Annotated in this window: 21 protein-coding genes; 9 read left to right on the forward strand and 12 right to left on the reverse strand. The window is 52.5% G+C overall.

The window, feature by feature from the left end; translation table 11 throughout:
• The gene (locus CFLAV_RS18495) at window positions 1-426 is read right to left on the reverse strand and encodes an ExbD/TolR family protein (RefSeq protein ID WP_007416318.1); all 426 of its coding nucleotides are present in this window, start codon (window positions 424-426) and stop codon (window positions 1-3) included.
• 30 nt (window positions 427-456) lie between these two features.
• On the reverse strand, window positions 457-1,191 hold the full coding sequence (locus CFLAV_RS18500) for a MotA/TolQ/ExbB proton channel family protein (RefSeq protein WP_007416319.1): 735 nt from the start codon (window positions 1,189-1,191) through the stop codon (window positions 457-459).
• 954 nt (window positions 1,192-2,145) lie between these two features.
• On the opposite strand from CFLAV_RS18500, the gene CFLAV_RS32655 reads away from it, so the two are divergent.
• Window positions 2,146-4,347 (forward strand): sensor histidine kinase, encoded by a 2,202-nt coding sequence (locus CFLAV_RS32655; RefSeq protein WP_160164614.1) that lies wholly within the window; start codon window positions 2,146-2,148, stop codon window positions 4,345-4,347.
• Between the two features lie 160 nt (window positions 4,348-4,507).
• Entirely contained in the window at window positions 4,508-7,048 is a 2,541-nt protein-coding gene (locus tag CFLAV_RS32660) for a hybrid sensor histidine kinase/response regulator (RefSeq protein WP_007416322.1), read from the forward strand.
• 106 nt (window positions 7,049-7,154) lie between these two features.
• Here the strand turns inward: CFLAV_RS32660 and CFLAV_RS18515 are convergent, their stop codons facing one another.
• From CFLAV_RS18515 to CFLAV_RS32665, 4 genes are all read right to left on the reverse strand, one after another.
• Window positions 7,155-8,540: a sialidase family protein gene (locus tag CFLAV_RS18515; protein ID WP_007416323.1), complete on the reverse strand. Its 1,386-nt coding sequence runs from the start codon at window positions 8,538-8,540 to the stop codon at window positions 7,155-7,157.
• Window positions 8,541-8,941: 401 nt separating this feature from the next.
• Window positions 8,942-9,724: a molybdopterin-dependent oxidoreductase gene (locus CFLAV_RS18520; protein WP_007416325.1), complete on the reverse strand. Its 783-nt coding sequence runs from the start codon at window positions 9,722-9,724 to the stop codon at window positions 8,942-8,944.
• A complete protein-coding gene (locus CFLAV_RS18525) occupies window positions 9,711-10,406 on the reverse strand; it encodes a cytochrome b/b6 domain-containing protein (protein ID WP_007416326.1) in 696 nt (231 codons plus the stop codon). Before CFLAV_RS18525 ends, CFLAV_RS18520 begins: the two co-directional genes overlap by 14 nt.
• Window positions 10,407-10,506: 100 nt before the next feature.
• The gene (locus tag CFLAV_RS32665; protein ID WP_007416327.1) at window positions 10,507-11,022 is read right to left on the reverse strand and encodes a DUF6799 domain-containing protein; all 516 of its coding nucleotides are present in this window, start codon (window positions 11,020-11,022) and stop codon (window positions 10,507-10,509) included.
• A gap of 664 nt (window positions 11,023-11,686) precedes the next feature.
• Between CFLAV_RS32665 and CFLAV_RS18540 the strand changes: the two genes are divergently transcribed.
• The 4 genes from CFLAV_RS18540 to CFLAV_RS18560 all read left to right on the forward strand — a co-directional run bounded on the left by CFLAV_RS18540 (window position 11,687) and on the right by CFLAV_RS18560 (window position 16,358).
• A complete protein-coding gene (locus CFLAV_RS18540) occupies window positions 11,687-12,826 on the forward strand; it encodes an ABC transporter permease (protein ID WP_007416329.1) in 1,140 nt (379 codons plus the stop codon).
• A gap of 233 nt (window positions 12,827-13,059) precedes the next feature.
• Window positions 13,060-14,016: a substrate-binding domain-containing protein gene (locus tag CFLAV_RS18550; protein ID WP_007416331.1), complete on the forward strand. Its 957-nt coding sequence runs from the start codon at window positions 13,060-13,062 to the stop codon at window positions 14,014-14,016.
• A gap of 35 nt (window positions 14,017-14,051) precedes the next feature.
• Window positions 14,052-14,858, forward strand: coding sequence for a glycerophosphodiester phosphodiesterase (locus tag CFLAV_RS18555; protein ID WP_007416332.1), 807 nt, complete (start codon window positions 14,052-14,054; stop codon window positions 14,856-14,858).
• Window positions 14,859-14,861: 3 nt separating this feature from the next.
• On the forward strand, window positions 14,862-16,358 hold the full coding sequence (locus tag CFLAV_RS18560; protein WP_007416333.1) for a sugar ABC transporter ATP-binding protein: 1,497 nt from the start codon (window positions 14,862-14,864) through the stop codon (window positions 16,356-16,358).
• A 16-nt stretch (window positions 16,359-16,374) separates the two neighbouring features.
• Here the strand turns inward: CFLAV_RS18560 and CFLAV_RS18565 are convergent, their stop codons facing one another.
• A complete protein-coding gene (locus CFLAV_RS18565; RefSeq protein WP_040549399.1) occupies window positions 16,375-17,292 on the reverse strand; it encodes a LysR family transcriptional regulator in 918 nt (305 codons plus the stop codon).
• Between the two features lie 95 nt (window positions 17,293-17,387).
• Between CFLAV_RS18565 and CFLAV_RS18570 the strand changes: the two genes are divergently transcribed.
• A complete protein-coding gene (locus CFLAV_RS18570; RefSeq protein WP_007416335.1) occupies window positions 17,388-17,618 on the forward strand; it encodes a ferredoxin in 231 nt (76 codons plus the stop codon).
• Here CFLAV_RS18570 and CFLAV_RS18575 read toward each other — a convergent pair whose 3' ends face one another.
• Complete coding sequence (locus CFLAV_RS18575; protein ID WP_007416336.1) at window positions 17,619-18,671, reverse strand: threonine aldolase family protein; 1,053 nt, start codon at window positions 18,669-18,671, stop codon at window positions 17,619-17,621.
• A 126-nt stretch (window positions 18,672-18,797) separates the two neighbouring features.
• Here CFLAV_RS18575 and CFLAV_RS18580 point away from each other — a divergent pair, with 126 nt between their 5' ends.
• Together CFLAV_RS18580 and CFLAV_RS18585 are read left to right on the forward strand one after the other, a co-directional pair.
• Window positions 18,798-19,886, forward strand: coding sequence for a Gfo/Idh/MocA family protein (locus CFLAV_RS18580; RefSeq protein WP_007416337.1), 1,089 nt, complete (start codon window positions 18,798-18,800; stop codon window positions 19,884-19,886).
• A 3-nt stretch (window positions 19,887-19,889) separates the two neighbouring features.
• Window positions 19,890-20,600, forward strand: coding sequence for an SDR family oxidoreductase (locus CFLAV_RS18585; RefSeq protein ID WP_007416338.1), 711 nt, complete (start codon window positions 19,890-19,892; stop codon window positions 20,598-20,600).
• Window positions 20,601-20,611: 11 nt separating this feature from the next.
• Here the strand turns inward: CFLAV_RS18585 and CFLAV_RS18590 are convergent, their stop codons facing one another.
• From CFLAV_RS18590 to CFLAV_RS18605, 4 genes are all read right to left on the reverse strand, one after another.
• Complete coding sequence (locus CFLAV_RS18590) at window positions 20,612-21,703, reverse strand: alpha-hydroxy acid oxidase (RefSeq protein WP_007416339.1); 1,092 nt, start codon at window positions 21,701-21,703, stop codon at window positions 20,612-20,614.
• A gap of 124 nt (window positions 21,704-21,827) precedes the next feature.
• Complete coding sequence (locus CFLAV_RS18595; protein ID WP_007416340.1) at window positions 21,828-23,630, reverse strand: glycoside hydrolase family 9 protein; 1,803 nt, start codon at window positions 23,628-23,630, stop codon at window positions 21,828-21,830.
• Between the two features lie 50 nt (window positions 23,631-23,680).
• Window positions 23,681-24,076, reverse strand: a complete 396-nt coding sequence (locus CFLAV_RS18600) for a GxxExxY protein (RefSeq protein ID WP_007416341.1) — start codon at window positions 24,074-24,076, stop codon at window positions 23,681-23,683.
• A gap of 37 nt (window positions 24,077-24,113) precedes the next feature.
• Window positions 24,114-24,926 (reverse strand): polysaccharide deacetylase family protein, encoded by an 813-nt coding sequence (locus tag CFLAV_RS18605; RefSeq protein ID WP_007416342.1) that lies wholly within the window; start codon window positions 24,924-24,926, stop codon window positions 24,114-24,116.

Raw genomic sequence — 24,926 nt, forward strand, 5'->3', positions numbered from 1 at the left:
TTATCGCGGTGACTGCGGATCCGTGCGCAACGAGATTTTATTGATGCCAATCCGTTCACATTCATTCAAAATTTCAGCGACGAGTTTGTATTTTCCGTTCTCATCGGCCCGGATGTAGACCAGCAAATTGGGATTCGCCTTATATGCCAGTTCCAAGGTGCGGGCGATTTCCGCGAGCTTCAGAGGACGATGATCCAGCACGTAGTAGCCTTGTGGGCTGACCTCGATCATCTTGATATCCTTCTTCTGGATGGATGGCTTGTCCGGCTGGCCAACACCGGTGGGCAGTTGGAGATTGATGCCCTTTTCCAGCAAAGGCGTGGTAATGATGAAGATGATCAGCAACACGAACGCCAGATCCAAAAGCGGCGTGATGTTGATTTCATTCAACGTTACCAGCGAATTTCTTTGTGAAAAACGACGCATGCTTGTTAGTCACCCGGTGGTTAGACGGGTTTATTCTTCCAAATACTCGGTTTCGATTTTCGAGATCAATTCCTGAGCAAAATTGTCCAGCTCCACGGTCAAAACACGCAAGTTGTGTACCAGCCAGTTGTAGCCAAACATCGACGGGATGGCGACGAGCAGGCCGGCGACGGTAGTGATCAAGGCTGCTGACACACCGGGTGCCATGGCGGCGAGGCTGGCACTGCCTTCGCGGGCGATGCCGCCGAAGGTACTCATTACGCCCCAGACAGTTCCGAGCAATCCCAGGAACGGTGCGCCGCTGACGGCGATGGCGAGCAGGATAAGGCCGGATTCCAATTTAAGGGATTGCTGAGCGACGGTGTTTTCCAGTGAGCGCTTAACGTGCTCAACCGCTTTGATGGAAAGATTGGACTTGCGGCCTTCACCGGCAACTCCCCGTTTCAGACGGGTATCGAGTTCGATACTACCGGCCTGGTAGACGGCAAAGAGCGGGCATCCTTCGACCTCCAACCGGCGGTCGTACATACCGAGGACGTTCTTTTGGTTCCGGAATTCGGAATTGAAGAAGGTGTTTAGTCGTTTGGCCCGGCGCATTTGGAGCGCCTTGGAAATCATGGTGGACCAGGCGACGATGGAGAAGATGACAAGGAAGATAATGATGATCTTCGCTTCGGGGGTGGCCTTTTGCCAAATGTAGACCAGCTCCATGGTATTGGAGCTAGCATTCGCGGCCGCTAAAAAGCTATATACAGGTACAGTCATTCCACACGATTATTCTAACCACGTTACTTGGTCGTGAGGAATTTTATTGCGCCCAAGCGGTAGTCGGTCAACGCTTACGAAAATTTTTATCATTTGATACAAAAATTGCAAAAGAATTTTTTAAAAAATTTACGAAGTGATGTCTATCCCTAATTTGATTTTTTTTGGTTGTTCGCGACAAGAGTTCACTTTTTATAACGATAACGGGCGAAGAATACGGGCAAACGGCGGATTTGTCATCTTCTTGTTTAACGGTAAATTGGCACGAAGCATTTTTCAGGACACAGGCGCTGAAAGAAGGCTTTGGATATAGCGTTTCGAAGGAATCGGGTGCGTGGCATTCATTTTTCGCGCCGCATGAGCCGGTTGATTCGCGCTTTCTCGATCAATATTAACTGGGAGCATACTTCAAAGGACGTCGTCTAATATTAATATGAGGGTGACTCGGAATTTCCGTGAAACGTTCAAGATGTGGAAGAGGAAAATCACCGCCGGGCCATCATGACGTCGACACCACAACCCACTTTTATGATACCAACCCGTGTTCTAATTCTCCTTTTCCTCTCCTCACCCAAGTTAGCCACTCGCAGATCCTAACCATGCAGCAGAACAGGAGCAAGCAGAGGGAACGGAGAGAAAGGACCGGCGAAGAACCGTTTTTCTCTCCCGATTCGAGGCACACTGAATAGCGACCAGCCAGGGATGGGCAGAGTTGAATCAAAGCCCTGAAAACACTCCGTTTCCTCCGTTTCCTCCTGTTCACTTCTGAATCGTCCGGCATAGGAATATTCCTCGATCGAAATTTCCCCTCTTGCTACCCAGGCAGGAAGCCTTGTGGGGGGCGCGCACAGCCTATAGGCTGGCGCTCCCGCAACATGGGCTCAACCCTGCTCTGCTGGCAATGACTGGCACGATGTTGTAAGTTTAGGGCGTATGGGAGGCAAGAGCCTGAACATGGGACCACGTCATTTTTTTGCATCACCGACGTTCGCAGATGAAGAGCAAACGCATCGGGCATGGATCCTGCATACTATTCTTTGGACCGTTCTGTTGGCGACGAATATGTTAGCCATCCTCCTTCTCTTCCTCCTGCCTCAATACACGTTGCGATGGGTGTCGAGTGTTCTGGTAATCGACTTCATGCATCCTGTGTTGATGATGCTCAATCGCCGTGGTGAAACGCGATCAGCCGGCATCATATTGATTGTTGTGCTTTGGTTGCTGGCAACAGTGCTGGCTTTGACGGGGGGAGGTGTTCGCTCACCTGTCACGGCAGCCTACATCGCGGATACACTCATCTGCGGGCTTTTGTTTGGCGAGAATGTTGGGGTGTTCGCAGCAGCTTTTTTCTGCCTCACAGTATTTGTTTTGGCCGGGCTGGAAAATCTGGGCTATCTTCCCGCCACCAAAGTGATTCGCACATCTTTTTCACTTTGGGGTACTCAAACGTTTTATCTTGCGCTCATGGCCAGTTATCAGTTTCTGGCCAACCGCTCGATCAAGGCAGCTCTGGAGCGGGCGCGGGGAGAACTGAACGTGCGCCGACAAACTGAGGCCTCTCTGCGTGAAAGCGAACAGCGTTACCGGGAGGTGTTTGAAACGACATCAGATCATATATTTCTGCTGGATGTCCTGCCGGACGGCCGCTTTTGCGTTGATCGTTGGAATCCCGCCGCTGAGAGAGCAGCGGGGATTTCATCGGCGGAGCTTGCCGGGAAGGCGCTCGAGGAGTTGGTTCCACCGGGGGAGGCGCGAAGGATTACCGGCAACTACAACAGGTGCATCGCTGAAAAATCTCCGATCAGTTATGAGGAGAGCTTGACCCTCGGCGGAAAAAATTACGATTTTCACACGACCCTGATTCCGGTGAAGAATGCTGAAGGACAGATTCGACGCATTGTGGGGGTGGCTCACGACATCACCGAACGGAAGCGGGCGGTTGCCGAGCTGCAGGAAAGTGAGGATCGCTATCGGATCGTGGTCGAGCAAACAGGGCAGATGATCTATGATTACGATGTGCCGTCGGGCGAGATCTCCTGGCGCGGGGCCGTCACGAAGCTTACAGGCTTCACCCTCGAGGAATTTCAAAAAGTGAATATTCGTCGGTGGGAGGAGATGATCCACCCAGCTGATCATGAAAAGGCCATGACCGCGTTCCATGAGGCGATGCGGACAGCCAGTGATTACGACATGGAGTACCGGTTCCGATGCAAGGATGGGAGTTATATTTACGTGAAAGATCACGGCCTTTTTCTGCCGGGTGCATCCGGAAAATCCCTCCGCCTGCTCGGGGCGATGGCAGACATCACGGCTCACAAGGAGGCCGAGATTGCCTTGCGCCGATCGCATAACGAATTGGAGGCGCGCGTTCAGGAGCGGACAACCGCTCTGCAGAGAGCGAACAAGGAATTGGAGGCATTTACTTATACCGTGTCGCACGATTTACGCGCTCCACTGCGGGCGGTGGATGGCTTCACGGATTTATTGCAGGAAGAGTATGGCCGTGGAATGCCTGAAGATGCCCAACAACTGCTGGCCAGTATTAAAGCCGGCTCGCAACGGATGGAACATCTGGTCCAGGATCTTTTGAATTTGTCCCGCATAGATCGTCAGCCCATGGCGCCCCGGTGCGTGGATATGAACAGGCTGGTGCGTGAGGTGTTTGAAGAACAGCGGGGACAACAACCTTCCCGCGATATAGAGTTGCGGGTGGATACATTGCCGGATTGCCTGGGGGACAGTTCCCTGCTGCGACAGGTATTCGTTAACCTGCTTTCCAATGCGATCAAGTTTACCGGCCCCCGTGAAAAAGCGTTGATTGAGGTGGGCTCGAAAACCGAAGGCGACGAGAATGTTTACTTTATTCGGGATAATGGAGTGGGCTTTGATATGAAATATGCGGGGAAGCTTTTCGGAGCTTTTCAACGCCTGCACACCGCCGAACAGTTTCCGGGAACAGGCATTGGCCTCTCGATTGTGCAGCGCATCATTCATCGCCACAGTGGACGCATCTGGGTGGAATCTGCGGTGGATCGGGGGACGACATTCTATTTTACGCTGCCGCCTTATAAGAGCAGTGATGAGTCGGGAGGCGGAGGGGTTCCAGAACCGGTTGCGAATGTGCATCCGGAAGGAAAAATGCAATCCAACCACTGAGGGCACCGGTAACCAGGGACGCTGCTTAAGTAGCGATAGAACAGGCATCACTCAGCAACAGCTCCATTGCTTGAGACGATCCCCCTATTGAGGTACGTTGAAACTGCTGGGGAAGGTGAATGTGGAAAAGGCAGTTTAGTGCTCCGAAGCAGAACAACTTATGAATTTGCTGAGTCTCGAGAGCTCCGACCATAAGCAGTGGGAAAAGGAATTGCAACGCGTTAACCGCGCACTCCGCCTGGTCTGCGAAACGAATAAAACACTGGCTCAAAGTTCGGATGTGGGAACGTGGTTGGACCGGGTGTGCCGAACGGCCGTGGAGGTTGGCGGTTATCGGATGGCGTGGGTCGGATTTGCCGAACAAAACGAACGGCGAAGCGTGAGGCCGGTGGCATGTGCCGGGTTTGAGTCAGGCTACCTTGAATCCGCCAATATCACCTGGGCGGATGAGCCACGAGGCCGTGGCCCGGTTGGAACTTCGATCCGGACAGGAGAGTTCTGCGTTACGCGCAATATTCCGGAAGATCCGGCCTTCCACCCATGGCGTGAACAGGCCGTTTTGCGCGGGTATAACTCATCGATAGCTCTACCATTGAGAAACAACGGGCGAGTGTTCGGCACCTTAAGCATGTATGCCGAAGAGGTGGATGCGTTTGAGTCCAAAGAGGTCGAAATCCTGAAGCAGTTGGCTGAGGATCTGGCCTTTGGCCTCACGGTTGTACTGCGCACACGGGCTGAACGCCGTAGCGCCATGGAAGCATTGGAGGAAAGCCAACGCAAGCTGGAGCAAGCGCAACGGATCGCCCATGTGGGACACTGGGAGCGGGACCTTAAAACGGGCCTGATCACATGCTCGGATGAAATTTATCGCATCCTTGGACTGGAACCGCAGCCGGGCAAACTTTATCGCTCCGAGTTTTTGAAATTGGTTCATCCCGAGGACCGGGACAGATTGGTTGCGGAGGTGGACGAGGCAACACGCCTGAGCCAGCACTTTGATGTGGAATATCGGATCATCCGCCCGGACGGTGGAGTGCGCTTCCTGCATAGCCAGGGGAGCGTGATGCGGGGGGACACGAAGAAGTCAGACCGGGTGTTCGGCATCGCACAGGACATCACCCAGCGGAAGCGCGCAATCGAGGCACTCATGGAAAGCGAGCAAAGATTCCGGCAGGTTACCGAGAGCATCGATGAGGTCTTTTGGCTTACCAACCTGGACAGAAATGAAACCATCTACATCAGTCCAGCCTATGAGAGAATTTGGGGGCGCACTTGCGAGAGTCTTTACAAATCACCACAATCGTGGCTGGAAGCAGTTCATCCTGAGGATCAGGCACGTGTGAAGGAGGCATTCCAGAAGTTTCAGAAAACCGGGAGCTTTGAGCAGGAATTTCGCATCTTGCGACCGGACGGTGTGCAGCGCTGGATTCATGACCGCGGGTTTCCGGTCAGGGATAAGCAAGGAAACCTATACCGCCTCGCCGGCGTCGCTGAAGATATCACGGAAAGAAAGGAGTTGGAGAAACAGTTCCTGCGGGCCCAACGCATGGAGAGCATCGGGACGCTGGCCGGGGGCATTGCCCACGACCTGAACAATATGCTGGCCCCCATCCTGATGACGTGTGAACTAATGAAAATGGAACTGCCGGGCGAGGAGAATCAGCAACTTATTGCAATGATCGAGGGCAATGCCAAACGAGGATCGGAACTGGTCAAACAAGTACTCTCCTTTGCCCGTGGAGTTGAGGGGTGCTACCTCAGTTTGCAGCCCAGGCATCTGATTCGAGAAATCGCAAGCATCATCGGTGAAACCTTTCCCAAATCGATACGCATCCAGACCAGAATCGCCGAGAACCTGTGGCCGCTCTCCGGAGATCCGACCCAACTTCACCAGGTGATGCTCAACCTGAGCCTCAACGCCCGTGATGCGATGCCGTCGGGAGGCGATTTAACAATCACAGCTGAGAATATCGAGATTGATGCGGCCAACAGGCCCATGAACCTGCAAGCAAAACCGGGTTCGTATGTGGTCATTAAAGTCACCGACACGGGAACCGGCATAGCCCCGGAGATGCGAGAGAAGATTTTCGATCCGTTCTTTACCACCAAAGAGGTTGGCGAGGGAACCGGTCTCGGCCTTTCGACCGCGCTCGGCATAGTCAAAAGCCACAGTGGTTTCATCAACGTTTATAGCGAGCCCGGAAAGGGATCGACTTTTGAAGTCTGGCTCCCGGCAAAAGTTGCCCGGGATTTGGCCGCGTCAGGAATTGAGGAGGCACGGATGCCGCATGGACGTGGCGAATTGCTTTTGGTCATAGACGACGAGGCATCGGTGAGGACGATCACCAAACAAACTCTCGAAGCTTATGGTTATAACGTCCTGACCGCGGCGGACGGCGCGGATGCCGTGGCGGTGTTTGCTCAACATAAGGATGAAATTAAACTGGCGTTGACCGACATGATTATGCCAGTGATGGACGGGTCCGTGTTGATTCCGGTGCTAAAAAAGATAAATCCAGCAGTGGAGATCATCGCCGTCAGCGGGCTGTCCACCTCGGAACATCGGGCCAGGGCGATGGCCACAGGCGCAAAACATTTTTTGCCCAAGCCGTACACTGCGGAAACATTGTTGAATACGCTGGATGAGATGCTCCATACGGGAGCGAAAACTCGCGAAGATGTACCTGTTGAGGTTGACTGAGGGACGTGGACGCCATGATAGGCAGAGGACGTTGGCGGAGCAGACAGTCGTCTGGTTTCGGTGCCGGAAGCAGATCGCTGCTTTTTGGAGCAATTGTGCCGCTGACTCAATGAGCCTTTATGGCAACTTCCACGAATCGACCCCAGATGTCGCGGTTCATTCCCTTGCTCCAGCCGCCGAGGTCGTAGGTTACAAAGAGTTTGTTGTCGGTGAGCGTTTCCTCCACGGCCATGTAGTGGGTTGTCAAAACTCCAGAGGTCATGCGGACCACGTTGCTCCAGGTTTGTCCGTGGTCGGTGCTGAAGGCGAGATAATTGCCATTCCAGGAATGTTCCGGATGTGCCCAGCAGGCTTTCTGCGGAATGCGCACTCCGAAGGCTGCGACGAGCAAGCCACTGCGTAATTCAATCAGTTCGGGATCCACCACCGCGCCCCGCAAGTCATCGGGATTGTTTTCGTCCAGCAACCGTCCTTTCGAGCCTTTGTAATTGCGGAGCCAATCGACCCAGAGTTCGGTGCGATAGATATCTAGACCAGCGAATACGCGCGGTTGATGCGGACTCCAAGTCACGCCTTCGTCATCGGAAATTGCTTCACGCAATTCGCGGCCCGTCCGCATGAGACAGATTAACCGCCCTGCATTTGGCCCCTTGCTCAATCGCACAATGACAGGTTCTCCAAAGCCTTCAGTGCCGATCGTTGGATCGACCGCCACTGTGGAGATCATTTTCCAATGTTGTCCGCGATCGGTTGAGCGGACCAGTATCACCCGCGACTTCATCATGGTGGGCATGTAGGTGGCGGGAGTTTTGTCGCCTTTGATCCAGCCGTAAAAAGTCGCCAACAAATCGCCGCTGGGCAGTTCGAGAATCCGGCGATGGAGTCGTTGCGCGTCATGCGGGTGTCCACCATCGTCTTTGGAGCAATAGAAATCTGCGTTTGGCAGATCGAAGGTGACATTCTGCGGGCCTTCCAAGGTGCGCCAGTCATTCGTGGAGGTGTAAAGTTGTCCAATGCCTTCGTCGGGATGCGTGCCCGGCGAAATATAAGTGTCGAGGGCAAGGATGGTGCCGTCCCGCAGTTGCACGATGCCGCCTTCCAGGTTCACCCCATTTTCATTCGGCTTCAGCGGGAAGAGCGTCCAGGTTTTGCCGTCGTCCCGTGAAATTCTGGTTTCCATCGCCCAGGGATAAGTCATGCGCGATGACGGGAACGGTTTCTGAGGAATTTGTGCCTGCACTATCAACGCACCGGATGCGGTGCGAAGCATCGACGGTTGCAAACCTCGAGGGAGAACCATTTTTTCGTCACCGAAGCTCAGGCGGAGTTTGCCGTCGGCCTCGATCATCTCGGGAATGTTGGGACGCGCCTTTGCCGGTGTAACCGTGGGTGTGGGAGTCGTGGAGGGTTTGTTGATTTCGGCGGCAACGAATCGCACGCTCATTGAAAGCATTGTCAGGGCGAGCAGCGAGATTTGACGGGTTTGGTTCATAGTTTAGCTCGTGGCAATGGCAGGAGATTAGACTGAATCAATGGAATTCTCAACGTAAGCTTGGAAGAATTCCAGGGACTTACCACTGTTCCACGTTCATTTCAAAACCCTGATACTGTCCCAATGCTTCTCTGTACTCCTGTGGCTTTGAAAAGTGAGTAGAATTTTGGTTTGCGGGCTGTCGCGGAGAACACGGTGATGGGGGATCCGAGTCGTGGGGCGCGTACGCGAGTCGAGGCAATTGAGGGATTGGGACTCGGGGCAGATGGCAATACCGGTTTGGGTTCAAGCATGATCGCGGAGGCATCCTGAAGGATGGACAACATGCGCTCGTGGGCCGCATTTGCCGCGTGCGAATTGGAACGAGCAGAAATGCTCACCGGCACCGGTGTCTTCGACGATCACAACCCCGCGAACCAGTCGTAGCCTTGTTCGGCCCAGTAGTCGCGGGGGCGGTTGTCGGTGAAGTGAATAGTGCCGATGCGTTTGAGGTTTTTGATTCCGTACTTTGTGGGAATCAGGAGACGGAGAGGAGCGCCGTGCGAAACGGTCAATGGCTCGCCGTTGATCTCATAGCATAAAAGAGTTTGTGGATGAAAGGCACTGGGGGCATCCAGGCCGACATAATATTGTCCGTCGGGTGTGGCCAAACTGGCGTAAGCATACTTGCGAGCGGCTGGATAAAATTTATCGACGAAGTCCGCCAGGCGTATCCCGGTCCAACGCGCCACAGTGGTCCAGCCTTCAATACAGTTCAAGGGCGTCACCTGGTTCACGGAAGGAAGTGTTTTTAAATCGTCCAGACGAAAGGACAGATTTGTACCGACGATTTGCAACCGCCAGTTGTCGAAATCAATATCGCTGTTCAAGCCGATATCGCCGTTGACTCGAGGCCCGCCCGCCGTGACTGAATTCTCAGAGACTTCGCGAATCCGCCGATTCGGATCAAGAACCTTGCTGGTGATCCTTTCATTCAACTGCAGCATCTTGCGAAAGGGGGATGGCAGGTTGTCGAGATGGGGACGGCTCATTAGCCAGCGCCAACCGCCATAACCTGCACCGGCCGCCAGAAATGCTGTGATGAATGCCCGGCGGGAACGTCGGCGCATTTCGCGATGTACACGTTCGTCTTCGGTGGCCTCTGCAGAAGTGCCAGAGTGAGGGTTGGGCTCAGGGTTTGTCATGGTCCGGTTTGGTCTCTTCGATTTCGACACCGGCCACCATGGACCGGAAATTGTTCCATCCTGCCCGCACCACTTGAATGACGTGGATGACAAAGAACAGGACGAACCCCATGGTGAGCCAGAAGTGCTCCCAGCGCGCCCATTGATAGCCGCCTAAAAGGGCGGTTAACCAACCCAATTGCACAGGCCGATATATGGCCAGGCCCGTCACGAGGCTGGCACCGCCCATCAAGATAATCAAGGTGTAGGCGATTCGTTGTGCGGGATTGTATTTGAGGAATGGCGGCAGAGTTTTGCGCAGATGCAGATCGTGCAGGAGAACCTGGAATGCCCCGACGAGTGCATGGCGTTGCGGAACCAGGAATCGCCATTCACCTGAGACAAGGAGGTAAATGACATATAAGAAACCATTGATGGCAAAAAACCATACGAAGAAGAAGTGCCACGCCATTCCTCGCGCGAGCTGATATTGCAGGCCCAAAGCACGCCAGAAAGCGTCAGGAAAAAAATGGAATAGAGTGGTCTGCCCCCAACCAATGCGGTAGACGCCGTTGGAAAACCGTGCGTCACTTCCGGCCCAATAAATCATCAAGCCGCTCCAGATCATGAGGGTCAGGAGCGGGAAGTTGATCCAGTGGAACCAACGAATGGCCAACGGATGTTTTTTAACGAGACGTTTCACAATTCGATCCCCGCGTTCGCGGCCAATTCAACCCGGCGGCTGAGACCGAAGAGTACGAGTCGCAATTCAAGGGCGCGATTGGAGACCAATGAACCGCTGACTATTGCTCTTTCATTTTCATCGTTTTGCCATCCATGGTGACCATCTGGCCGTCTTTTAGCGTTTTGCTTTTTCCATGCTTCGTCATGACCGTGCCGTCTTTCATGACCTTGGTGCCGTCGGACATGGTCATGTCCTGATCCATGGGTGTGGCCTGGCCATCCTTTATGACCATCATCTTGCCGTCTTTCATCATGACGCCGTCGTGCATCATCATGTGCTCACCCTTCACCTTCATCATTTTGCCATCCATGCTGACCATCTGGCCGTCCTTGAGCGTTTTGGTCTTGCCGTCCTTCATCACGACGGTGCCGTCCTTGGTGACTTTCGTGCCGTCGGACATGGTCATGTCCTGATCCATGGGCGTGGCCTGGCCATCCTTCACGACCATCATTTTGCCATCCTTCATCTCAACGCCATTGTGCATCGTGTCGGCTTTATCGGCATAAGCACTGAATGCTGACACGGACACAACAAGGGTGATAAGGGCGATTTTTTTTAACCAGACTGATTTCATTTGAAACCTCTCTTTCGCGATTAACGTAATATTGGAACGAAGACATAAGCCCGCACATTAGCGGACCGGAGCCATTAGTGGCATCCGGGGACAGCCCGGCCTTTCTACTTCGTTATTTCCTCCGTTGGAACTTCGCATTGGTGGGTGACTAGCGAAAAATTTTTGACGGTAGGAGTTTCCCTACCAAAGAGGAGGACTTAAGCTTGGTTTTTGTCAAAGGTCGGAGAAATAATTTCCTGACGAGTGACAAATCCAATGGAGGACAAGTCGTCTGCCAACGGGCAGTCACGAAGGATTGTTGGCAGACCCAAACCAGGGCAGACGCATCCAAATGGGTTCTCCTTTCAGAATGTTTGCCGCCACACCATTTCTCTCGACACGGAGTCCAATCGTTTCTAAAATACCCTTATTGCTCGCTTTCAATAAGGGTATTTTATTTTGCGTCACGCCAAGTCGTTTGATTATTTGGCTCAGAGTGGTTTCTCTCAGGGGGGTTTCTATTGGTGACACATCGGCCGTCGCAGAATTTCGGAGTTGCGGCAATTTCCAACACCTGGTGATTTTTGCGCGGGATTGCGACGGCATTCAGATGCGTTTCCTCGTAGGCCCAAGCGGCGGAGCCTTGCGTTGTAGACGGGGCCTTTGATAGTATAGGGCCAATCACATGAGTGCCAATAACAGCCCGGCAACACCGGTGCGCTCGCGCAGACTTCGCTTGCAAGAAGGCGGATTGCTCGTAGTGATTTTGCTTTTGGGGGTGTTGTTGACGGTTTTTGGCGGTAGTGTGAAGGTGCCCAAGTTCGAAACCAATGCCGAGGGGGAACGGGTGCGGGTCTTCCGCACGAATGAAAGCGGCGACAAAGAGCCGGTGCTGGTGGAGAAGAATAAATTCCTAAATGCTCAGAATCTGGCGCAGGTGGCCAAGGATACGAGCTTCATTGCAATCATGGCGGTGGGGGCCACCTTCGTCATTATTTCCGGCGGGATTGATCTTTCGGTGGGTGCGATCTATGCGCTGGCGTCGGTGTTGGGGGCATTGGTGCTGCAGCGGTGCGGGCCGGAGGGAGCGCATGCCGGACTTTCACCCTGGATAAGTGTATCGCTGGGTATGCTTGCTTGTGTGGGAACAGCGGTGCTGTGCGGATTTCTGAACGGCGGAATGATTGTGGCGCTGCGGGTACATCCATTCATCATCACACTGGGGACGATGGCGATTTTGCGCGGCGTTGCGTTCGTGATTACCAAAGGCCAATCGATTGGCGGGTTTCCCCAGGCGTTTCGCGACCTGATTCGGTGGGAAATCGGTGACGGACTCAGCCTGGTGCCGCTGGTGGTGATGATCATTGTGACAATCGTGGGCGGGATTTATCTGGCACGATTGGCGACGGGACGGAGGGTTTACGCAATTGGCGGCAATGAATTAGCCAGCAAATTCAGCGGCATCCAGGTGAACCGGGTGAAGCTGAGTGTTTACATCATTTCCGGTTTGACGGCGGGGATAGCGGCATTGCTTTCGATTGGCTATTACGGCGGCGCGACCTCCGGCGATGGCCAGGGTTACGAGCTGAATGTGATTGCGGCGGCGGTGGTGGGCGGCGCGAGTCTGGCGGGTGGCAAAGGGTCGGCGCTGGGGGCATTGCTGGGAGCGTTGGTGATTCAACTGATTACAACTGGCATTGTGATTTTGCAGATCGACCAGAATTACAGCCAAATAATCATGGGGATTGTCGTAATTGTGGCGGTGGTGCTGGATCAATTGAACAATTTACTGGCGAAGCGTCGGTTGCTTTCGCATTCAAAATGAGCGAGTTATCATGCGACAAACCAAACTCCCAACAATAACTTCGCATGAAAATCGTACTCTTCCTGCTCTGTTTTTTCGCAGCAGTGCTTATAGGCGGCTTTTTGACGGGCCTGATAATGAACTTCAGGGCACGGCGGCGGGCCAGGAGCCAGGGTTCGTCGCCAACTATCAAGTCGGATCGGAATTGAAATACTTTTAAACCATCAGCAAACCTAAAGATAACCAAACAATTTATGCTAAAGAATCTGCTCACCACCACACTCATGCTGGGCCTCGCCCTAAGCACGCACGCACAGACGAAGAAGTCTTACACAATCGGGCTCGTCGCCAAGTCGCAAGGCAACCCGGTGTTCCAGGCGGCGCGTGTTGGCGCAGTGGATGCCGCCAAGGAGCTAGGCAAAAAATACGACATTAATATCAAGATCGATTGGCGCACGCCTAACGAGGAGGATGCGCAGAAACAGGCGGAGGCAATTGAGCAGTTGGTGCTGGCGGGCGCGGACGGCATTGCGGTGAGTTGCTCGGATGCGAACAAGTTGACCGATGCGATTAATTCGGCGGTAAAGAATGGCGTGCCGGTGGCCACGTTCGATTCCGATGCGCCAGCAAGCAAGCGGTTTGTTACGTATGGCGTGGACGACATCAAGTGCGGCGAACAGGTGATGGAGGAATTGGCGAAGGTGATGGGAGGGAAAGGTGTCATTGCAATCCTGGCGGGAAACCAAAATGCGCCCAACCTGCAGAAGCGCGTTCAAGGGGTGAAGAATGCGGCCAAAAAATATCCAGGCATCACCATTCGCGACACGTATTACCACAAGGAAACTCCGCAGGATGCGGCTGCAAAAGTCGAACAAGTGATGCAGGCAAATCCAGACATCACCGGTTGGGCAATGATTGGTGGCTGGCCCCTGTTCACCGACAACGCTTTGAAGTGGCAGGCCGGTACGATTAAGTGTGTGTCAGTGGATGCCCTGCCCGCTGAACTGGCCTATCTTAAGAGCGGCCATGTTCAGATTTTATTGGCCCAACAGGTTTATGAATGGGGCTATCGCTCCACGGAACATCTCATCAACAAGATTCATCTGAAGAAAAATCCGGAGAATGTGAAGGATGTGAGCCCGTTGATTCCGGTCACGAAGGAAAACGTTGATGCTTTCGCCAAGAACTGGGAAAAGTGGTTGCCAAAATAAATAGTTAATTCTGGAACATCGTTGAATTTATTAAAATGAAGACTCTATTTAATACTGTGCTTGTTGCCAGTCTCTGTATGTCGTCGTCCACATTTGCTGCTCAGATTGTCGGTCATCGTGGCGCGTCCTTTGATGCGCCGGAGAACACGCTGTCGTCGTTCAAACTGGGGTACAAACAAAATGCTGACGCGGATGAACTCGACATTCATCTGACCAAGGATGGCAAGGTCGTTGTCATGCATGATTATGATATGGCCCGCACCGGTGGTGAGAAGCTAAAGGTTTCCGAACATACGCTGGAGGAGTTGCGCGCCCTGGATATTGGCAAGTGGGGCAAGTGGCAGGGCAAGGGATTTTCCGAGAAGATTCCCCTGCTGGAGGAAGTGCTTGCCTTGATTCCCGATGGGAAGCGGTTGTTTATCGAAATCAAGTGTGGGCCGGAAGTTCTACCTGAATTGGCGAATGTGCTAAAAAAGGCGGGGAAGAAGCCCGAGCAAACGGTGATCATTGGTTTCGGTTATGAAACGATGCAGGCAGCCAAGGAGAAATTTCCCAATCTTGAGGTTAATTGGCTGGTGCAGGCCGACAAAAAGAAGGTGTTTCCGCCGGTGGAAGATTTGATTGCAAAGAGCAAGGCAGCCAAGCTGGATGGTCTTGATCTCAATCAGGGATTCCCGATTGACAAGCAGTTTGTGGACAAGGTTCATGCCGCCGGACTGAAGCTTTACACCTGGACAGTCGATGATCCGATCGTGGCGAAGGCTGAGGCGGAAGCGGGAGTGGATGGCATCACCACCAATCGGCCAGGCTGGATGCGCGAACAACTCGCAGCCAAATCTTAATCCATGGCCTATCTCGCTTTTCAAAATATCAACAAGCGATTTCCCGGCGTGCAGGCGCTTGACCAGGTGAGTTTTGAAATTGAGCGAGGCAGTTGTCATGCGCTCATCGGCGAAAACGGGGCCGGCAAGAGTACTTTAGGAAAAATTCTTGCCGGTGTGTACACGGCTGATGAGGGCGGAATGGTGCTGGAAGGCCAGCCCATTTGCCCCACGAATCCTTTGGCGGCCCGCCACCTTGGAATTGCGATGGTGCATCAGGAACTGGCGTTTTGTCCGAACCTGAGCGTGGCGGAAAATCTTTGCCTCGGCGATTTACCCCGCCATGCCGGCTGGCTCGATAAAACAAAGATGCGCAAACTGGCGCGAGCCATGCTGGCTGAAATTGATTGCGATATTAATGTTGATCTCCCGATCAATGAGCTTTCCACCGGTCAGGAGCAATTGGTTCAAATTGCAGCGGCGCTGGGAACGAAGGCTCAGATCATAGTGATGGATGAGCCGACGAGTTCGCTCTCATTGCACGAAAGTGAAAATTTATTTCAACTGCTCGCAAAACTTAAAGAGCGCGGAATCACCATCATCTATGTCTCGCATCGCATGGAGGAGTTGTTCCGGTTATGTGATCACATCACGGTTTTGCGGGATGGCAAACATGTTTCGACCGAGCCGATCCCTGCGACAAATCCAGAACGCGTGATTCAGCAGATGGTTGGCCGGGAAGTGAAGCAATACACCTCGCAGCATTTGCATAAGGACCTGGGTGAGGAGTTGCTGCGAGTGGAGAACCTGTGTTCGCCGGGGAAATTCAAGGATATCAGCTTCACGCTGCGTGCCGGAGAAATTCTTGGTTTTGCCGGATTGATTGGCGCGGGTCGCAGCGAAGTGGCACAGGCGATTTTTGGCCTGGATGAAAATGCGACGGGCAAAGTCTTCATTCATGGGAAGGAATTGGCACTGAGATCAGTGGTCGCCGCTCTTAAGATGGGAATTGGTTTATTGCCGGAAGATCGCAAGCGACTGGGACTGGTGCTCACGATGAACTGCCGGGAAAACACGTCGCTTACGATTTTAAACCGATTGAGCAAACTGGGTTTTGTGAGACAAGGCCAAGAACGCTCGATGGTGCAAGGCTATGTGGACCGGTTGCATGTCAAAACGCCTTCGATTGACGCACCCGTGGCCGGCCTTAGCGGGGGAAACCAACAAAAAATTGCCCTGGCCAAATGGCTTGCCCGGCAATGCAAAGTATTGATTGTTGATGAGCCGACACGGGGCGTCGATGTCGGAGCGAAGGCTGAAATCCATCACCTGCTTGACGAACTCGCCTGCCAGGGATTGGCCCTGATGGTGATCTCCTCCGAGCTGCCTGAGGTTATGAACCTCAGCCGCCGGATCATCGTCATGCGGCAGGGCGACATCGCGGGAGAACTTGCCCGCCAGGATTTTTCTCAGACGAATTTAATGCGTCTGATGGCAGGTATTGAGGCAAAGGCTGCGTGAGTAGGCGCTTGGCCTGCTAGAAAAGAATGTTTTCCACGAAATTTGTTAAATACTCGGCTTGCTTTCGGTTCTTTCTAACCACGACAACCAGCTCACGAGAAAACTTTTCCTTTAGAGATATTTTTTGCACCGCACGCCGGTTAAAATAAATCGGCAGCACCCGATGAGGCACCAGACTTACACCCATTCCGAGCGAAACCAGATTGACGATGACGTCGAAATTGTCCAGTTCCATGGCCGGCTCAATTCGCAAGTCATTCTTTGCCAGCCAATGGTGCATGCGCTTGCCTGTATTGCACTCACGGTCAATCGATATCCAGCGTTGAGTCATAAGCAATTTCCCGGTCTTGATTAAATCGATCTGCTTTCCTTTTCGGGGCAACTGCAGTTGAGGCGGAGCAATGATTGTGAAGTCGTCATTGAATCGATGGGTAATCTTCAAACCGCGCGGCAAGTGTGGCGGAGGTGAAAGCAGGGCCACATCCAATTCGTTCTGCTCCACGTTTTGAAGTAACGTTCTGCTGGGTTCCTGGGCCAACTGGATTTGAACTCCAGGAAACTTTCTCCGGAAGGCAAAGAAGAATCCGGGTAGGTAAGCGAATCCAATTGAGCGTGAGATGCCAACTCGTATCGTTTGAGGGACCAGTTCAAAGTCTCTTTGGAGTTCCCGTATCGTGCCGTTTACCTCTGCCAATAACGCATCCGACTTTTCAAACAATCTTGCCCCGGCTCTCGTTAACTTTACGTGGCGGGTGGTACGCTCGAATAGAGTAATTCCCAACCGATCTTCCATGCCACGGATCTGGCGGGTAATGGCGCTTTGCGTTAAACCAGCCTCCTGTCCCGCCTTGGTGAAACTGCTGCGCCGGGCAACCAGATGAAAGAGATTGAGCTCATATAAATCAAAGGGAGACTTGGCCAGAAACTCATTCATATAATGCATCATTTTAATGCCATTAATGAATTTTTAGCAAATACCTTCCACGAGTAGGCTCCAGAAGCTGGTTTGAAAACTATACAAAGAAAATTATGGCAAACTTAAAAGAGCGACATCCTGAGAATGTTCCTGGCCCTTGGTATGTCGACACAAGCTGCATTCAATGTGGACTTTGCAGCGAATACGCGCCCGCGAGTTTTCGCGAAAGCCCGGACGGAACTCAGAATATTGTGCACCATCAACCCATCACCAACAACCAAATCAATGCCGCACTTGAGGTGAAAGAAGGCTGTCCAGTCGATGCAATTGGAAATGACGGCTGATTAGAGCTTTTCAGCCAGGCTCTTTGCATCCGCTACAAACGCATCCACGTCTTCTTCGGTGGTGTCCCAACTGCACATGAGACGGGCATCATCGGGGCTGACGTGGGTATAAAATTTCCAGCCTTTTTCGTATAAGCCTTTGATGACGGCTTGGGGCATCCTTACAAAAACGCCGTTTGTTTCGCAGGGGAATGAAATCTTGAGTTTAGGTATCCCTGCAAGAGCTGTCTCCAGACGTTTCGCCATCGAGTTCGCATGGCGCGCGTGACGCAACCAGGCGTCATTCTGCAACATGCCAACCCATGAAGCCGAGAGGAAGCGCATCTTGGAAGCGAGTTGGCCGGCTTGTTTGCAGCGGTAATCAAATTCCTTTGCCAGTTCTGTATCAAAGAAAACCACCGCTTCACCCACTGCCATGCCGTTCTTTGTGCCACCGAAACAGAGGACGTCCACTCCCGCCTGCCAGGTGATCTCCTTGGGGCTGACACCAAGCGAAGCAACCGCATTGGCGAAACGGGCGCCATCCATGTGCACACGCAGGCCAAAGCGTTTACCGGTATCGATGACTTTGTGCAACTCATCCAGGGAATAAATGGTTCCCATTTCGGTCGCCTGGGTGATGCTCAGAGCACGCGGTTTAGGGTAATGAACATCGGTTCGCTTCATCACGGCGCCTTCAATTGCCTTGGATTCAATTTTGCCGTCCTTCCCCGACAAAAGGAGGACCTTGCTGCCGTTGGAATAAAATTCAGGAGCACCACACTCAGCCGTTTCGACATGAGCATGCTCGTGGCAAAGGATACTGTGATAGGATTGACACAATGAAGCGAGCGCTAGGGAATTGGCGGCTGTTCCGTTAAAAACGAAAAACACTTCGCACTTGGTTTCAAATACATCCCGGATCATGTCGGAGGCCTTGGCAGTCCAGGGATCGTTGCCATAACCGGGTGCATGACCACGATTTGCTTCAGCCAGGGCGGCAAAGGCTTCGGGACAAATTCCCGAATTGTTATCACTGGCAAATTGGCGGCGTGTCTGAAATTCGGCTTTCATTCGAGGGCATCTTAGCGTGACGTTCACCAGTTTAAAGCGGATTGTGACACTGATGAGTTTACTTTTTTCTTTGCCAATCCGCCGCACCTGTCATTGTGTTGGACCATTCTCATTAAGGAAAAAGATATGAAACAGATTGGCGTAGGCATGATCGGCTGTGGTGGGATTGCGTTGCAAAACCACCTTCCTGGACTGGCACTGTGTCCCGAAGCAAAACTCGTCGCCTTATGCGATACGAATGCTGAGGTGCTTCAGAAAGCAGTGCAACAAACCGGCATTTCGGCAGCCTTTACAAATTATCTCGACATGCTCAATCGGGAAGAGGTGAACGCCGTGATTATTGCGACGCCGAATTTCACCCACGCTCCGATTGCGCTGGCGGCCATCAATGCCGGCAAACACGTGCTTTGTGAAAAGCCGATTGCCATGAATTTCGCCGAATCGAAAGCCATGCTGGATGCGGCTGAAAAAGCTGGTGTGCGACATATGACGGCTTTCACTTACCGTTTTGTTCCGGCCATGCGTTACATGGCGCACATGGTGAAGTCAGGATTTATTGGTGAACCTTATCATTTTCGCTCCTGCCGCTTGCAGGATTGGGGGACGCGCGCTGTCGGTTGGCGTCAGATTGCCAAACTGGCAGGCACCGGTGAATTGGGGGATATGTTGTCGCATCGCATTGATTATGCGCACCTGCTGGTTGGTCCCATGACGCGCCTGGTTGCTGACATGCGGCGCTATCACGATGTGCGGGATGGACAAGTTTCAGACCTTGAGGATTGGGTGGCCATCATGGCTGAGTTTCAGCGGAACCATGCGACGGGAGTTCTCGAAAGTAGCAAAGTGGCCACCGGTCGCGGCGAAAGCGGCAAGAGCCAGGACTACTGCGAAGTGAATGGCACTGAAGGCACCCTGGTCTTCCAATTGGAGCGTCCGCTGGAACTGCAGATTTCTAAAAAAGGTGAAACCAGTTTGCACACAGTGCCGGTTCCCACGGAATTCCTAAAGTGGCCTGGTTCGAAACGAGACCCGCATGCTGGCGATCCAATCATGACTTTCCGCTACGATCAGGATATGGAGTTCATCCAAGCCATCGTGCAACAACGTCCTTGTGTCCCTTCATTCCTTGAAGGAGCACAGGCACAGGCCGTAATGGATGCGACCGTGGTTTCAACAAACGAAAAGCGTTGGGTAAACATTGAACAAGTCAGGTAACTTATGAGCAAGACAGCGGTGGTGACAGGAGCAGGCAGTGGCGTCGGTGAAGCGGTCGCTCTGGCGCTCGCCAAGGAAGGCTGGCGCGTGGCGATCATCGGACGCCGCGTGGAAACGCTGACTCAAACCATTTCCAAAGCAGGCCAGATGTCCGGCAACCTCCTCGCCATGCCTTGCGATATTGGCAACAGCACGAATGTGGAGCAGTCGGCCAGGGAGATCATGCAGAAGCTCGGCGCAGTTGAAGTTTTAGTCAACGCCGCCGGGACCAACGCACCCAAGCGCAGTCTCCAGGAGCTTTCACTCAAGGATTATCATCAGATGATCGATACCAACTTGAACGGCGCGTATTATTGCGTTCAAGCATTTCTGCCCGGAATGCGTGAGCAGAAATCCGGCACGATTGTGAATGTTGTCTCTGATGCCGCGAAGCAGGCCAGCGCCAAAGCCGGCCCGGCCTATGTAATGTCCAAGTTTGGTCTTGCCGGGTTGACGCAATCGATCAATGCCGAGGAGCGGGCGAATGGGATTCGTGCCTGTGCGATTTTTCCGGGCGACATTGACACTCCACTGCTGGACAAACGTCCCAATCCGCCGGCAGCCGAAGCACGCGCCAGAATGTTGCATAGTGAAGATATCGCCGCCTGCGTCATGCTGGCAATCAATCTTCCCTCCCGCGCAATCGTGGAAGAAATTTTGGTTCGGCCGCGGTAAGTGAACTTTGGTTAAAAGTGCCGGTTCGGAACCTTCACGAAGTCACGCTTGATGCTGGCGATATCGGGACAACCCGCCAGGGCCATGGCCAGATCCAACTCTTTACGAAGCAACTCCAGGGCAGTTTGCACACCTTGCTGGCCGCCATTCGCCAGACCCCACAGCACAGGTCGGCCAATTTGAACAGCCGTTGCTCCAAGTGCCAAGGCCTTGAATACATCCAAGCCGCGGCGAATGCCTCCGTCCAACAGCACAGGCACGCGTCCAGCAACTTGTTCCGCAATGGCAGGCAGCACTTCGATGGTGGCGGGTGCGGTATCCATTTGACGAGCGCCGTGATTGGAAACGAGAACTGCACTGACTCCATGCTGAATGGCCAACTCCGCATCATCGGGGCGGCAGACCCCTTTGACGATAATCGGCAAATCAGTGATCGACCGGAGCCACTCCACATCTTTCCAGGTCAATGATGGGTCCAACATCCAGGTAAACGCCTGGCCCATGCCCGCACCGTGTTGCCCGATAAATTCGCCGCGTTCATTGGAAGGAATCAAATTGATGGCACTCAGTCCGGGAGGTAGATGGAAGCAGTTGCGCACATCGCGTTCACGGCGGCCCCATTCCGGCGTGTCGACGGTCAGCATTAGTGCCTTGCAGCCAGCCGCTTTTACCCGGGCGACAAGATCACGAGTAAATCCACGGTCTTTGTTGATGTAGAGTTGAAACCAGACCGGGCTCTTCGCCGCGGCAGTCACTTCCTCGACCTTGGTGGTCGAGAGACTGCTCAGCGTCATGATTGTATTGGAGGCACCAGCAGCTCGCACTGTGGCCACTTCACCATCGGGATGAGCCAGTTTGTGAAAGGCGGTCGGCGCGAGCAAAATGGGCATCGAAACTTTCTGCCCTAAAACAGTGGTGGTGAGATCACGTTTGCTGACATCGACCATGACCTTGTAATGCACCTGAATGCGGTTGAAAGCGTTACAGTTCTCGCGCAGAGTGACTTCATCCCAGGCTCCGCTGGAATAATAATCATAGGCAGTCGGTGGCAAGTTCTCCTTGGCCAACTTTTCCAAATCAAAAATATTCAGGGCATCGGACATAAATTTAGTTAAGGCAAATCATCAGCACAAAAAGGCGAGCCAATCCATTGATTGCTCTGAAACCAAGGTTGCGAGTCTAGGAAGCACCCTTCCTGCAATCAATGCGAAAGAGGGCCTTTTTTAGTCAATTCTGTGCAGCGCATATGGCCCATAATAAAACCGCCGAGGCAGTGCCATCCATGGTCGGTTCATTGGTGGAATAATCATGAATGCTGTCGTGATAAACCGCCAGTTCGTCTTGAAACGGTGCAAAAGGATCCGGTTCATTAATGTAAACGCCTTTTAAACTCTTGAAGATCCGATTGTAAACCGGGCCATCGACCAACCCGCCACGGACGGAGCGACCGGTGAGTTTCGTGGTCTGCAGATGCACGTCGTGCGGATAAACCCCTTTTTCAGGAATCCCGGTAAACATGGAGATGCCCCATGGATTACGTCCGAGGAGCCAATCTCTTTGGGCAAGCATAAAGCGATGATAGCGCAGGTCACCTGTCATGCGTTCATACATCAAAATCTGGGTGGCCAGGGCGGTCGTCAGGTTATTGGAGCACCAGATGAAGGGCACCCCGATGCGATAGGGACTTCTTTGTCCCATGCCCATACAACGTTCGATGCCGTCGCGATAGTAACCGGCTAAAACTTTTTTGAATTTTTTATCGACCGAATCATAAAGCGCGAAATGGCCGACATTCATGAAAGGATAATATTGATAATGGCCTGTCTGCTCCTGGCCCATCCAGGACTCGGATTGAATCATCGTGGCGTAACGTTTGGCGTCGTTGAGATAATACTTCTTGCCAGTGGCGCGAAAGAGTTCGGCTGCACCCCATTCCATGTCATCTGCCCAGGTGGTTTCGGCATAACGATAGGGCGCGCTGTAGGAATTACCTTGTTGCACGCCTTCCTTCGCGCGACCAAGTTGATAAACTTCAATACCAGCTTTTAAGCAACGCTCAGCAAATTCTTTTTGCTGAGCATCGTCTTTCCAAATTTGATAGGCCAAAGCCATGGCGGCAGCGTAGCGTCCAGCAAGATTGGCAATACCAGTTGACTCGCTCTTATATTGCTTCAACCCTTGTGGCTTGCCATCGGCATAATAAACCACTCGATAACTTCCCTTGCCCCAACCGTAATCAGCAATTTCCTCATGTGGCAAACGGAATCCGGTGTGGTCGCGATCATCGGCGACTTGATGGTACAGTTGATCAGGGGCCGGGTGCAAACGTAGCATCCATTCCAATCCCCAATGCGCTTCATCCAAAACATCCGGAATGCCGTTGGTGCCCGGCTGGCCGAGTGCGTTGAAGTGATCCTGGGAACAGTGTGGATTGAGCTTGTACGCGAGCAACATTTGAGCGGTAGCGTTGCCGGAAGTGAGCAAATATTTGAGGAGATCTCCCGCATCGTGCCAGCCGCCATGAGCATCCATGTAAGTGCCATTGGTCATGGGACCAAAAGCCGTCCGGCCATCCATGCGGTGACAGACAACATCCAGAAACGGATTGTAGCCACAACGCTGCTGACGCATGAACTCGAGCAACTCGTCCGGCAGTTCGCCGAAGGTATTGGCTGCAATGGAGAAGGGTTGAGATTTGGCGTCACCCATTTGCAGAACATAGCAACCAGGGCTTTTGACAGAGGAGAAATCGAGTTCGGCGTGATTGGTAAACTGTCCCCATTTGCCAGCAATGCTGGCTGGCTTGCCTTGATATACGGCTTTACCACTCCCCTGCTCCACGACGGAAAATGTTTCCGGCAAGCTTTCCGAACCAAACGCCATGGCAGATTTAATGTCCTGGGTTTGATAACCGACCTGATTAACGCGAATGTAGATTTCCGCATGAAGCGAAACAGTTACAAAAACGGTGGAGAAAGAAATCAAAAGACCAACGTTTTTGAACAAATTGCGGCAAATGCTCCAGTTCATGATAATGAGACAGAGTTTCAGACAGGATTAACAAGATTAACAGGATTTGATTACAACGAAAAAGGTTTGTTGGCTGATGGGTTCGTGCGGAACTTTCTCTTGAATTCCAAACTGGCGGCCCCAAAGTTGATTAACAATCCTGTATCCAGTTTCGTCGCCGTCAGATAATTAACAGTTTGGACTTCATGGATTTGCCCTAAACATTGGATTGCCTTTAGTTCGACCACAACTCGTTTCTCCACGATAATGTCAGCAACAAATTCCCCAACGACGATGCCATCGTAATAAACAAGTAACGGCTTTTGGCTTTCCACGCAAACGCCCTCTTTTCTGAATTCGTGTAAGAGAGCCTTCTCGTAAACAGATTCCACAAATCCGGTCCCAAGCACTCGATGAACCTTCATTGCCGCCCCAATTATTTTCCCTGTCAATTCATCCGTTTCCATAGTTAAAAATCCTGTTAATCTTGTTAATCCTGTCTTGTTAGTTCTCCACTTTTTTATCCAAAAGTTCGTCAATGCGCACGAATTGATAACCTTTGCTGCTCAGATAATCCAGCAATTCACCGAAGTGGTCGCTCATCTTATCCGTGCGATTTGGCCCAACACCAACGTGCAGCAGCAACAAAAATCCATTTAACCCGTTTGGGTCCTGCTGTTCCTTTTTGATGATACTTTCGAGAATGGTTTTGGAAGGCACAAAATTTTTGTCCTTATCTCCTGTGTAATCGGCATTCGAGCGTGTGCCGGGTGTGAAATTCACGAGCGTTAAATCCTTGTCCCTGCTCCAATCAACAATCTCCTCGTTGTACCATTCATATGCTGGCAGCCAATAGCGGATTTGAGAACGCTTCAGCCCGTGTTTTTGGATTTTGTTGAGATTATTCTCCAGATCTGAAGCGAACTGGTCTTTGGAAACGAGAGTCTTTTTAGGGCCATCCCAAGGACAATAGAGGAGGTGCTTGTCTGAATGCGGCCCCAGGTAATGTCCTTCTTTGATGATTCGCTTCACCACAGGCTCGAATTCCGGATTCGTGACAAAGGCACCGGTAAGAAAAAAAGATGCTTTGGCCTGATGTTTTGCGAGTTGATCCAGAATGATCGGAGCGCCTTCGGCAAAGGTGTGGCCCGTAAATTCCAAAGCAATCCGCTTCTGAGTTTTTGGACCTCGAACGATGCCTCCCTCCCTTAATTCACATTCCTGGTGATCTTTTGCTGTGCAGACGATCGCGTAGGAGAGGAGAAGCAAGGCTAGAAGCAGCCGGGCAATACTTTGGTTCCTGGGAAAAGTCTTCAA

The organism is Pedosphaera parvula Ellin514, assembly GCF_000172555.1.
In the GTDB taxonomy this organism is placed as follows: Bacteria; Verrucomicrobiota; Verrucomicrobiia; order Limisphaerales; family Pedosphaeraceae; genus Pedosphaera.

Coding starts and splice junctions, on each gene's coding strand:
- CFLAV_RS18495 (WP_007416318.1), bottom strand. CDS start 426: ATGCGTCGTTTTTCACAAAGAAATTCGCTGGTAACGTTGAATGAAATC.
- CFLAV_RS18585 (WP_007416338.1), top strand. CDS start 19,890: ATGAGCAAGACAGCGGTGGTGACAGGAGCAGGCAGTGGCGTCGGTGAA.
- CFLAV_RS18570 (WP_007416335.1), top strand. CDS start 17,388: ATGGCAAACTTAAAAGAGCGACATCCTGAGAATGTTCCTGGCCCTTGG.
- CFLAV_RS18590 (WP_007416339.1), bottom strand. CDS start 21,703: ATGTCCGATGCCCTGAATATTTTTGATTTGGAAAAGTTGGCCAAGGAG.
- CFLAV_RS18565 (WP_040549399.1), bottom strand. CDS start 17,292: ATGAATGAGTTTCTGGCCAAGTCTCCCTTTGATTTATATGAGCTCAAT.
- CFLAV_RS18515 (WP_007416323.1), bottom strand. CDS start 8,540: ATGAACCAAACCCGTCAAATCTCGCTGCTCGCCCTGACAATGCTTTCA.
- CFLAV_RS18600 (WP_007416341.1), bottom strand. CDS start 24,076: ATGGAAACGGATGAATTGACAGGGAAAATAATTGGGGCGGCAATGAAG.
- CFLAV_RS18520 (WP_007416325.1), bottom strand. CDS start 9,724: ATGACAAACCCTGAGCCCAACCCTCACTCTGGCACTTCTGCAGAGGCC.
- CFLAV_RS18560 (WP_007416333.1), top strand. CDS start 14,862: ATGGCCTATCTCGCTTTTCAAAATATCAACAAGCGATTTCCCGGCGTG.
- CFLAV_RS18595 (WP_007416340.1), bottom strand. CDS start 23,630: ATGAACTGGAGCATTTGCCGCAATTTGTTCAAAAACGTTGGTCTTTTG.
- CFLAV_RS18555 (WP_007416332.1), top strand. CDS start 14,052: ATGAAGACTCTATTTAATACTGTGCTTGTTGCCAGTCTCTGTATGTCG.
- CFLAV_RS18575 (WP_007416336.1), bottom strand. CDS start 18,671: ATGAAAGCCGAATTTCAGACACGCCGCCAATTTGCCAGTGATAACAAT.
- CFLAV_RS18540 (WP_007416329.1), top strand. CDS start 11,687: ATGAGTGCCAATAACAGCCCGGCAACACCGGTGCGCTCGCGCAGACTT.
- CFLAV_RS32655 (WP_160164614.1), top strand. CDS start 2,146: ATGGGACCACGTCATTTTTTTGCATCACCGACGTTCGCAGATGAAGAG.
- CFLAV_RS18500 (WP_007416319.1), bottom strand. CDS start 1,191: ATGACTGTACCTGTATATAGCTTTTTAGCGGCCGCGAATGCTAGCTCC.
- CFLAV_RS32665 (WP_007416327.1), bottom strand. CDS start 11,022: ATGAAATCAGTCTGGTTAAAAAAAATCGCCCTTATCACCCTTGTTGTG.
- CFLAV_RS32660 (WP_007416322.1), top strand. CDS start 4,508: ATGAATTTGCTGAGTCTCGAGAGCTCCGACCATAAGCAGTGGGAAAAG.
- CFLAV_RS18550 (WP_007416331.1), top strand. CDS start 13,060: ATGCTAAAGAATCTGCTCACCACCACACTCATGCTGGGCCTCGCCCTA.
- CFLAV_RS18580 (WP_007416337.1), top strand. CDS start 18,798: ATGAAACAGATTGGCGTAGGCATGATCGGCTGTGGTGGGATTGCGTTG.